Origin of the sequence: Sphingorhabdus sp., assembly GCF_044374345.1 — a bacterium.
GTDB lineage: Bacteria > Pseudomonadota > Alphaproteobacteria > Sphingomonadales > Sphingomonadaceae > Sphingorhabdus_B.
The window spans coordinates 1-9,709 of sequence record NZ_JBILOS010000076.1 but is presented as its reverse complement, the minus strand read 5'-3'; the positions used below and the strand labels follow the sequence as shown (position 1 = coordinate 9,709).

Genomic DNA, 9,709 nt, shown 5'->3' with positions numbered 1-9,709 from the left:
AGTCATAATGTCTTTCTGGGCAAATGCAGGCGAGGATATTGCAGCAATCGCAACAATGAGTGGGAGCAATGCTTTCATGAGAAGACTTCCTCGCTTATATGGTCTGCACAACCATATGAACGGAAGTCCAAGATGTCCACCTACGAAGCCCGCCTTAATGCCTTGCGCGCCCAACTGAAAAAAGATCAGCTCGATGGATTCGTTGTTCCGATTTGCGATGAACATATGTCCGAATATGTCGGGGACTATGCGCAGCGTCTTGGCTGGCTTACGGGCTTTGGCGGGTCTGCAGGCTCTGCCGTGGTCCTATCGGAAGAGGCGGCTATTTTCACCGACGGGCGCTACACGCTTCAGGTGCGTGAGCAGGTGGACGGCAACAACTGGCAATATGTCGGCGTGCCGCAAACGAGCATTTCTGATTGGTTGAAGGAACACGCCCCCGCAGGCGCGCGCATTGGTTATGACGCATGGGTGCATACCAAGGGTTGGGTCGAAAGCGCGACCGTGGCGTTGAAAGCCAAAGGCGCGGAATTGGTCGCGGTCAAAAGCAATCCGATTGATGCCGTTTGGGCGGACCAGCCCGGCAAAAGCGATGCCAAGCTGATGGTCCATGACGACCGTTATGCCGGACAAAGCAGCGCCGAGAAACGCGCAGCGGTTGCCGAATGGCTGACGGCCAATGGTTTGGACAGCACGGTGATTTCCGCACTCGATTCGGTGGCGTGGCTCCTGAACGTCCGTGGCTCCGATGTGGCAAATACGCCCGTCGCGCTCAGCTTTGTGCTCGCCCATGCCGATGGCACGGCAGACCTGTTTGTTGCCCCGGAAAAGGTCGGCGATGACGTCCGCGCCCATTTGGGCAATGCCGTGCGCTTGCGCACCCCGGAGGAGTTTGTCCCTGCATTGAAAGCCATGAACGGCAAGCGCATCGCCGTGGATCCGGATCGTGCCGTCGCGGCGATATTCGGCGCACTGAAGGATGGCGGGGCAACAATCGTCGAAGCGCGTGACCCGACCATTTTGCCAAAGGCTGTCAAAAACCATGTCGAGCAAGTCGGCCATCGTGCGGCGCAGGCGCGTGACGGCGCAGCGCTGAGCCGCTTCCTGCACTGGATGAGCGAAACGGCCCATAAGGGTGGGCTGGACGAATTGTCGGCTGCAGCGCGGCTGAAATCCTTCCGCCAAGATACCGGTATGCTGCACGATCTGTCGTTTGATACGATTTCGGCCACCGGTCCCAATGGCGCGCATTGCCATTACAAAGTCGACGAAAAGAGCAACCGGGCGATTGAACCCAACAGCATCTATCTGGTCGACAGCGGCGGGCAGTATTTGGACGGCACCACGGACGTAACCCGGACGATCTGGGTCGGCCCCGGACAACCAACAGCGGAAATGAAGGACCGTTTCACCCGTGTGCTAAAGGGCCATATCGCACTTGCACTGGCGGTGTTCCCGGAAGGCACCCGCGGCGCGCAACTCGACACGATGGCGCGCGCCGCACTCTGGCAAGCTGGCCTTGATTACGCCCATGGCACCGGCCACGGCGTCGGCAGCTTCCTTGCTGTGCATGAAGGGCCGCAGCGCATTGGGAAATTCTCGGGCGGACAGGCTGGCACAGACGAGCCTTTGCAAGCAGGCATGTTCCTGTCCAACGAGCCTGGCTATTACAAAGCCGGGGAATATGGCATCCGCATCGAAAATCTGGTGCTGGTCGAAGAACGCGACATCGCTGGCGCGGAAGGCCGCTATTTCGGTTTCGAAACGCTCACCTTCGCCCCAATTGACAAGACCTTGGTGGATGTCAGCTTGCTCAGCGGCGAGGAACTGCGCTGGTGGAATGATTACCATGCCAAGGTGCTGTCGATTATCGCGCCACAACTGGACGGCGACGCGCTGGCTTGGGCACATGAGGCGTGCGCGCCCTTATCATAAACCCGGCCTATCCCCTGACACCTTATGATTTCACCTGAGGAATAGCACATCCATGACCCAGACTTTTTCCGATTACACGCCAGCTAAGGTCTGGGAATGGAATACCGAAAACGGGGGCCAGTTTGCGAATATCAACCGGCCCATCGCCGGCGCGACGCATGACAAAGAACGCCCCGTCGGCAAGCATCCGATGCAACTCTATTCGCTTGCCACGCCCAATGGCGTGAAGGTGACCGTCATGCTTGAGGAGTTACTCGCGCTTGGCCATACGGGCGCAGAATATGACGCGTGGCTTGTCAACATCCGCGACGGCAACCAGTTTTCGAGCGGCTTTGTCGAAGCCAATCCAAACTCCAAAATTCCCGCATTGTTCGACCATTCGACGCCGGAGCCTACGCGCGTTTTTGAATCGGGTGCGATCCTTTTATATCTTGCCGAAAAGTTCGGCGCGTTCCTGCCAACCGAGCATCATGCGCGGACGGAAACGATCAACTGGCTGATGTGGCAAATGGGCAGCGCGCCCTATCTGGGCGGCGGTTTTGGCCATTTTTATGCTTATGCGCCGTTCAAATTTGAATACGCCATCGACCGATTCGCAATGGAGGTGAAGCGGCAGTTGGACGTGCTGGACCGCAATCTTGCCGACCGCTCCTATATGGCAGGCGACGAATACACCATCGCCGATATGGCGATTTGGCCATGGTATGGCGCGCTCGTCAAAGGGCTGATTTACGACGCAGGCGCGTTTCTATCGGTCCATGAATATAAAAACGTCATCCGCTGGACTGACCTCATCGCCGAGCGGCCAGCTGTGAAGCGTGGACGCATGGTCAATCGCGTCATGGGTGATCCCGCCAGCCAGCTGCATGAGCGACATGACGCCAGCGACTTCGACACAAAAACGCAGGATAAGGTGAAAATAGCCACCTGAGGGCTTTCATCTTTAGAAGGGTGCGCGCAGTATCGGACTTGGCTGACTAAGGATGATGCGCTTCCTTTGGCAATACCACAGATTGGCGGAGACGGAGGGATTCGAACCCTCGGTACCGGATTTACCAGTACGACGGTTTAGCAAACCGTTGGTTTCAGCCACTCACCCACGTCTCCAGCGCGTTTGGCATGCGCGGCCTATAGCGTTGCATGCATTTGGCTGCAATGGTTATTGACACGGGCATGCTATAAGAAGAAAATTAACGAATTATGATCGCTCTGGCGCGCACTGAACTCGCATTGTCGATCGTTCATCATGTGCTCATCTAAAGGATTCATAGAGTGTTGCTTGATTTTAAAAGGGTGGGATACGCATGTTAGCAGTTAGCCGCGGACTGAAACGGTCAATATATCATTTGCGGATGCTGCTCGCAGCCGGCGCACTTGTTGCTTCGCCAGCAATGGCGCAGATCAACACCGTCGATCCCAATGATGTCATCGATTCAGACCTTGGCACGCCGCCGCCGGCCGCGACCGCAGCCCCGGCACAGGAGGTCGCACCAGCTGTTCAAGATGGCGTTCCGACAGAGGCTCCTGCAACATTACCGGAAACGTCGACCGCGTCTCCCACCATCTCGACCGAAGCCACCTATCAGAAAGATGATTTGATCGGCGCGGCCGAAGGCGTGTTTGGCAAAAGTGCCCGAGGCCTTGGCAAATTGATCGAGGACATTCTGAAAAAAGAGGGTCGGCCAAATGCCTACATCGTTGGCCGCGAAGGCGGTGGCGCATTTGTCTTTGGCCTTCGTTACGGGTCGGGCACGCTGAATCACAAGGTTGAGGGCAAAATGCCCATCTATTGGACAGGCCCATCGATTGGACCCGATGCTGGCGCAAATGCGGGCAGCACCTTTGTGCTTGTTTACAATCTTTATGACACCGAGGACATTTTCAAACGCTATCCCTCCGGTGAGGGCGTCGCGTATCTCGGCGGTGGCTTCAATGCGAGCTATCTGGCCCGCGGCGATGTCGTGCTCATTACCATCAGGGTAGGTGCCGGACTTCGGTTGGGCACCAATATCGGATATATGCACTTTTCCAAAAAGCAGCGCTGGCTGCCCTTTTAACGGGCCCGCATATCTTCCATACGTTTCAAGTACCGGGCGAGTACGTCAATCTCCAAATTGACCTGCCGCCCGGCGTTCAGCGTCCCTAATGTCGTCATCTGCGCCGTGTGCGGAATGATGTTCAGCATGAAATGCGCCGAACCATCGGCCTGATCGGCAATGTCATTGACGGTCAGCGACACGCCATCAACAGTTATCGATCCTTTGGCCGCGATATAGGGCGCAAGGTTGCCCGGTGCGGCTACGGTGACTTTCCAGCTGTCGCCCACGGTTTCGCTGCCAACAATATGGCCGACGCCGTCGACATGGCCCGTGACAATATGTCCGCCCAATTCATCGCCAACCTTCAACGCGCGTTCCAGATTCAATTTGGTGCCGGCCTCCCACATGCCCGCAGGGGTACGTGAAACGGTTTCGGCAGACGCATCAATGGCGAACCAGCCTTCACCCTTGTCGACCACGGTCAGGCACACGCCCGAACAGGCGATAGACGCACCGATGGCGACCGTGTCCATGTCATATGCGCAGTCAATGACGAGGCGCAAATCGCCCCGCTGTTCGGATGAACGAATATTGCCAACGTCCGTGATGATACCTGTGAACATATATATATTGCCTCTTTAATTGGCGAATTCGTAAACTTCGAGACGGTCTTTGCCAAGGCTGCGGGAATCGCACAACTGCCAAAGTCCATGCGCGTCGGCCAGCTGCCCCAGTCCAATGTCGCCAAGGCAAGCCTTGCCCGCGCCGATGAAAATGGGTGCGCGGTACATTAACAACCGGTCAACCAGCCCAGCCTCTAAAAAAGCCGTGGCTGTGGCAGCGCCGCCTTCGACCATCACATTATTGCAATCCAGCTTTGCGATCTCCGCTGGCGCAGAAATAACTTCCCACCCGTCGGGGGCGTCACCGCTGCCCAGCATGACCTTGCGCGGCGACCGGTGTTCGAGCCCTGTCAGCCGCACATTCAATTGCGGTGCGTCTGCCTTTACGGTGCCCGATCCGACCAAAATGGCATCCGTTCGCGCGCGTTCAATATGGCTATGCGCGCGCGCGATATCACCCGTAATCCACCGACTGCTGCCATCGGCCATGGCGATTTGACCATCCAGCGATGTCGCGATTTTTAACGTTACAAATGGCCGCCGCCGCTGCACGCGGCTCAGAAATCCGGAGAGACTTTTGCGCGCTTCTGCCGCCATGACGCCAGCTTCGACAGCGATGCCCGCGGCCATGATCGCCTTGATGCCGGCACCCGCAGTCCGGGGATCGGGGTCCTCCAGCGCAACCACCACGCGGGCTGGCCGGGCATCCACCAGCAATAGGGCGCACGCCGGTCCACGGTCAGATTGATGTGCACAGGGCTCAAGCGTCACGTAAATAACGCTGCCTTGCGCTGCAGAACCGGCCTGCGCCAGCGCCATGGCTTCTGCATGGGGACGCCCCCCCTTTTGGGTCCAGCCGCGTCCAACGACGATGCCTTCCTTGACGATGATACAGCCGACCGACGGGTTCAGCCCCGTCTGGCCAACGCCACGTTCCGCCAGCGCCAAAGCTGCGGCCATGAAGCGGTGATCAGCGGTGGCTATGGTTTTGCTCCCGCGGCAGCGTCTTTGGCTTGCGCATCTTTTTGCGCACGCTCCAGCTGAGCCTCGCGCTCAATTTTTTCCACATCCATCCCGACCGCACGACCGAATGCTTTATATGCCTCTTTCTCGCGGGCGCGCATTTCGTCTTTTCGCTTTTGATATTCAGCGATCGCCGCTTTCGATTCCTCGATTGTGCGTGTCGCGGGCCAGCTTTCGAAATAGGTTACGGTGGGTGGCGGCGGCTTCGCCTTTTCAAGCGTATCGATATAGAATGTGTAGATGATAATCGCCGTCGGTACGCAGGCAGCCAGAAACAGCCACGGGCTATGCGTGCCCGTTGTGCGGAAAAAGCTGATCAGATCCGTGCCCGCATTACGCAGCGAGACATCTTTAAAAAATGACATGGCTATCCAATAAGACGGATATCGCGCGATTTCCAGTGCCCGATGTAAAGAGGCGGGGCTTATCGGCCACTTCGGAACGCGTTTGTTATGGGGTAGCGACGATCCCGCCCAAAGTTTCGTGTGCCAAGCTTTACCCCCGGAGGGGCCTGCCGCCGTTTATACTCCGCGAGATAAAGCAGCCTTTCAATCCGCACGACGGTGTCGCGATCAAAGCCTTGGGCAACGACCTCATCGACCGAGCGCTCTTCCTCCACCAACGCATACAACATTTTATCAAGGAGCGGATAATCCGGAAGCGAATCGCTGTCTTTCTGGTCCGGCCGCAATTCTGCGCTGGGGGGCTTGGTAATAATATTGTCGGGTATCACTGGACCATCCCGGCCGAGACCAATGCGCGGCTTATGCGCATTGCGCCATTCGGAAATGGCAAACACCGTCATTTTATAGGCATCTTTTATCGGATTATAGCCACCGGCCATATCGCCATAAATCGTGGCATAGCCGACGCTCATTTCGCTTTTGTTGCCCGTGGTCAAAAGCATATGTCCAAATTTATTGGACAGGGCCATTAACGTGACCCCGCGGATACGCGACTGAATATTCTCTTCAGTAATGTCGACATCGCGGTCGGCAAAGCTGTCCGAAAGCATATCGTCAAAAGCGCCAACGGCCGGTGCAATGGGGATTGTGTCGATCCGGCACCCAATCATTTCAGCGCATTGGGCAGCATCGTCCAGACTCGATTGGCTGGTATAGCGGCTCGGCAACATCACGCACCAAACGCGATCCGGCCCAAGCGCATCAGCGGCAATGGCGGCGCAAATCGCACTATCGATGCCGCCCGACATGCCTAACACAACGCCGGGAAAACCGTTGCTGTTCACATAATCGCGCAGGCCCGTGACCATGGCGCTGTAGATATCTGCGGGATGCTCCTCCCACAGTGCCTTTGGCCCATCTGCACATTGCCAGCCATCGTCGCCGCGCGTCCAATGCGTCATGCGCAAATGCTCTTCCCAGTCCGGTAAGCGGTGCGCCGCCGCACCATCCGCGTTCAGGACAAAGGAACTGCCGTCGAACACCAGCTCGTCCTGCCCACCGACGCGATTTAGAAACATTAGCGGCAATCCGGTTTCGCGCACACGTGCGGCAAAAACCTCTTCCAAACGTCGGTCATCCTTGTCGATTTCATACGGGCTGCCGTTGGTCGAAATAAGCAACTCAGCGCCGCGTTCCTTCAAATGGAGGCTAACCGGGGCGAGCCAGCCATCTTCGCAAATCGGAACGCCAATACGCACGCCCTTAAACAGCACGGGTTCTGGCATGGGGCCAGATGCAAAAATCCGCTTTTCATCAAAGGTTCCGTAATTGGGCAGCTCATGCTTGTAACGCACGGCTGCAATCTGACCGCCATCGAGCAATGCAATTCCGTTGTACAATGCGCCATCGTCGAGGAATATCGAACCCACGAGCATGGCAGGCCCGCCATCGGCTGTCGCTTCTGCAAGCTTCGCAAGCTCCACCGCAGCGCGCGCGGCAAAGGCTGGCTTCAGCACCAGATCCTCGGCCGGATACCCAATCAACTGCTGTTCGGGAAACACGATCAGGTCGGCATCTGTCGCCTTTGCGCGCCATTCCAGCATCTTGCCGGCGTTACCTGCCAGGTCACCCACGCGCTGGTTAAGCTGCGCCATTGCAATATTAAGCCGATTTGTCATTTCACCACCCTATTGTCCACAATGTAGCGGGGCAAGCCGATTGTCAGGCCAGTTGCGCGTCGCTAAGGCGTTTGGCGAAACTTTGGCGCGCGATTCAAAGCTCAGGGGTCCGGGGACACGCACATGAAATTGATGACAGGCAACAGCAATCTTCCTTTGGCGAAGGGCATTGCAGATTATATGAACTTGCCGCTGACCGACGCCAGCGTGCGCCGTTTCGCCGACAATGAGATTTTCGTCGAAATCCATGAGAATGTGCGCGGTGAGGATATGTTTGTTATCCAGTCGACCAGCCACCCAGCCAATGACAATTTGATGGAATTGCTGATCATGATTGATGCGTTGCGCCGTGCATCGGCAAAGCGCATCACCGCGGTTCTTCCGTATTTCGGCTATGCGCGGCAGGACCGGAAACCGGGACCACGCACGCCCATTTCGGCGAAGCTTGTGGCCAACCTGATTACTCAGGCTGGCGCTGACCGCGTGTTGACCGTTGATTTGCATGCCGGACAGATTCAGGGCTTTTTCGATATTCCAACCGACAATCTTTACGGCGCGCCTGTTATGAGCGCGGATATTTTGGAGCGCCATGGCGACAAGAATATCACCGTCGTATCGCCGGATGTTGGCGGCGTTGTCCGCGCGCGCGCGCTGGCAAAACGTCTTGATGATGCGCCACTGGCGATCGTTGATAAACGCCGCGAAAAAGCGGGCGTTTCCGAAGTCATGAACATCATCGGCGATGTTAAAGACCGTTTCTGCATATTGATTGACGACATTGCAGACAGCGCTGGCACGCTGTGCAACGCGGCCGACGCGTTAAAAGCCGCCGGCGCGTCCGACGTCGTCGCCTATATTACCCATGGCGTATTGTCCGGCGAAGCCGTGAACCGGGTCAACGCGTCCTCATTGCGCAAGCTGGTCATCACCGACTCCATCCTGGCGTCCGACATTGCCAATGCCAGTCCCAAAATACGCCAGCTGCCCATCGCGCCATTATTGGGCGAAGCGATCAAGCGCATTGCGGATGAAAGTTCCGTCAGTTCTTTGTTCGACTAATGACACCGGCGGATATCCTTCTGGCCAACCGTTTGGCCGAAGCAGCGGGCCAAGCCATCCGGCCCTTTTTTCGATCAGCCTATAGTCACGAGGCAAAGGCCGATGCGTCCCCGGTGACGGAAGCCGACCGCGCCGCCGAAAGCGCCATCCGCCGCATTCTGAATGCCGAATGCCCCCGCGATACGATCATCGGTGAGGAATATGGCGAAAAAACCGGCAGCTCGGGCCGCAGCTGGATTATCGATCCAATCGACGGAACCGTAAGTTTCATGGCCGGGCGCCCGATATTCGGAACATTGATTGCGCTGCTCGAAGACGGCTGGCCTGTCCTTGGTGTCATTGACCAATGCATCAGTGGCGAGCGCTGGGTCGGCGCTGCGGGCTATCCGACGACCCTGAACGGAAATCCTGTCACAACACGAGCATGCACCGCGTTGAATCAGGCCACTCTGGCAACGACGGGACCACAATATTTTACGCAGCATGACGGCGACCATTTTATGGAACTCGCCGCGCAAACAGCACATAAAAAAATGCTGTTTGGTGGCGATTGTTACAACTACGCCCTGCTCGCCAGTGGCCATATCGACATCGTCGTCGAAGCCGGATTGAAGCTGCATGATTTTGCTGCCTTAATCCCCATCGTAACGGGCGCGGGGGGGATGATGAGCGATTGGTCGGGGGAACCTCTACACGGCGCTTCCGACGGCCATATCATTGCGGTGGGCGACCCAGCCCGGCTGGATGACGTGCTCGAAGCACTGGCATGCCAACACTAAAACGCAGCAGTCCGGGCCGAATTACCGGCAATATGCTTGCAATCGCGCGCGAATCCGGTTAGGCGCGCCCCTTCCGAATAAGCAGGCTGGCCAATAGGGCTGCCATGTCGGCTTGATACGGACTCAACAAAGGAGACCAAAATGCCCAAGCTCAAGACCAAGAGCGGT

The 9,709-nt window shown here is 57.1% G+C and carries 10 protein-coding genes and 1 tRNA gene; 5 read left to right on the top strand and 6 right to left on the bottom strand.

The genetic code is table 11. The features are described 5' to 3' along the window. On the bottom strand, positions 1–225 hold a 225-nt coding region (locus tag ACIQ5B_RS08405; protein ID WP_397598614.1), incomplete at its 3' end, for a hypothetical protein. On the opposite strand from ACIQ5B_RS08405, the gene ACIQ5B_RS08400 reads away from it, so the two are divergent. Together ACIQ5B_RS08400 and yghU are read left to right on the top strand one after the other, a co-directional pair. After that, on the top strand, positions 133–1,935 hold the full coding sequence (locus tag ACIQ5B_RS08400; protein ID WP_397598612.1) for an aminopeptidase P family protein: 1,803 nt from the start codon (positions 133–135) through the stop codon (positions 1,933–1,935). The genes ACIQ5B_RS08405 and ACIQ5B_RS08400 overlap by 93 nt on opposite strands. Positions 1,936–1,987: 52 nt before the next feature. Further along, complete coding sequence (gene yghU, locus ACIQ5B_RS08395; protein ID WP_397598611.1) at positions 1,988–2,866, top strand: glutathione-dependent disulfide-bond oxidoreductase; 879 nt, start codon at positions 1,988–1,990, stop codon at positions 2,864–2,866. Positions 2,867–2,949: 83 nt separating this feature from the next. On the opposite strand, the gene ACIQ5B_RS08390 is transcribed toward yghU, so the two are convergent. After that, positions 2,950–3,042 (bottom strand) — tRNA-Ser (locus tag ACIQ5B_RS08390). 197 nt (positions 3,043–3,239) lie between these two features. On the opposite strand from ACIQ5B_RS08390, the gene ACIQ5B_RS08385 reads away from it, so the two are divergent. Further along, positions 3,240–3,992, top strand: coding sequence for a DUF1134 domain-containing protein (locus ACIQ5B_RS08385; protein ID WP_397598610.1), 753 nt, complete (start codon positions 3,240–3,242; stop codon positions 3,990–3,992). Here the strand turns inward: ACIQ5B_RS08385 and ACIQ5B_RS08380 are convergent. From ACIQ5B_RS08380 to ACIQ5B_RS08365, 4 genes are read right to left on the bottom strand one after another with little or no spacing between them, the layout of a single operon-like run. Next, positions 3,989–4,597, bottom strand: a complete 609-nt coding sequence (locus ACIQ5B_RS08380; RefSeq protein WP_397598609.1) for a riboflavin synthase — start codon at positions 4,595–4,597, stop codon at positions 3,989–3,991. The genes ACIQ5B_RS08385 and ACIQ5B_RS08380 overlap by 4 nt on opposite strands. Positions 4,598–4,612: 15 nt before the next feature. Beyond that, positions 4,613–5,581: a bifunctional diaminohydroxyphosphoribosylaminopyrimidine deaminase/5-amino-6-(5-phosphoribosylamino)uracil reductase RibD gene (gene ribD, locus ACIQ5B_RS08375; RefSeq protein ID WP_397598613.1), complete on the bottom strand. Its 969-nt coding sequence runs from the start codon at positions 5,579–5,581 to the stop codon at positions 4,613–4,615. Beyond that, complete coding sequence (locus ACIQ5B_RS08370; protein WP_397598608.1) at positions 5,578–5,985, bottom strand: hypothetical protein; 408 nt, start codon at positions 5,983–5,985, stop codon at positions 5,578–5,580. The genes ribD and ACIQ5B_RS08370 overlap by 4 nt, the downstream gene beginning before the upstream one ends. A 59-nt stretch (positions 5,986–6,044) precedes the next feature. Next, positions 6,045–7,703, bottom strand: a complete 1,659-nt coding sequence (locus ACIQ5B_RS08365; RefSeq protein WP_397598607.1) for an NAD+ synthase — start codon at positions 7,701–7,703, stop codon at positions 6,045–6,047. Between the two features lie 123 nt (positions 7,704–7,826). Here ACIQ5B_RS08365 and ACIQ5B_RS08360 point away from each other — a divergent pair, with 123 nt between their 5' ends. Next, on the top strand, positions 7,827–8,762 hold the full coding sequence (locus ACIQ5B_RS08360; RefSeq protein WP_183942152.1) for a ribose-phosphate pyrophosphokinase: 936 nt from the start codon (positions 7,827–7,829) through the stop codon (positions 8,760–8,762). Continuing rightward, positions 8,762–9,541 carry a histidinol-phosphatase gene (gene hisN, locus ACIQ5B_RS08355; protein WP_397598606.1) on the top strand — a complete coding sequence of 260 codons (780 nt, stop codon included), beginning with the start codon at positions 8,762–8,764 and terminating at the stop codon, positions 9,539–9,541. Before ACIQ5B_RS08360 ends, hisN begins: the two co-directional genes overlap by 1 nt. Positions 9,542–9,709: the final 168 nt, after the last annotated feature.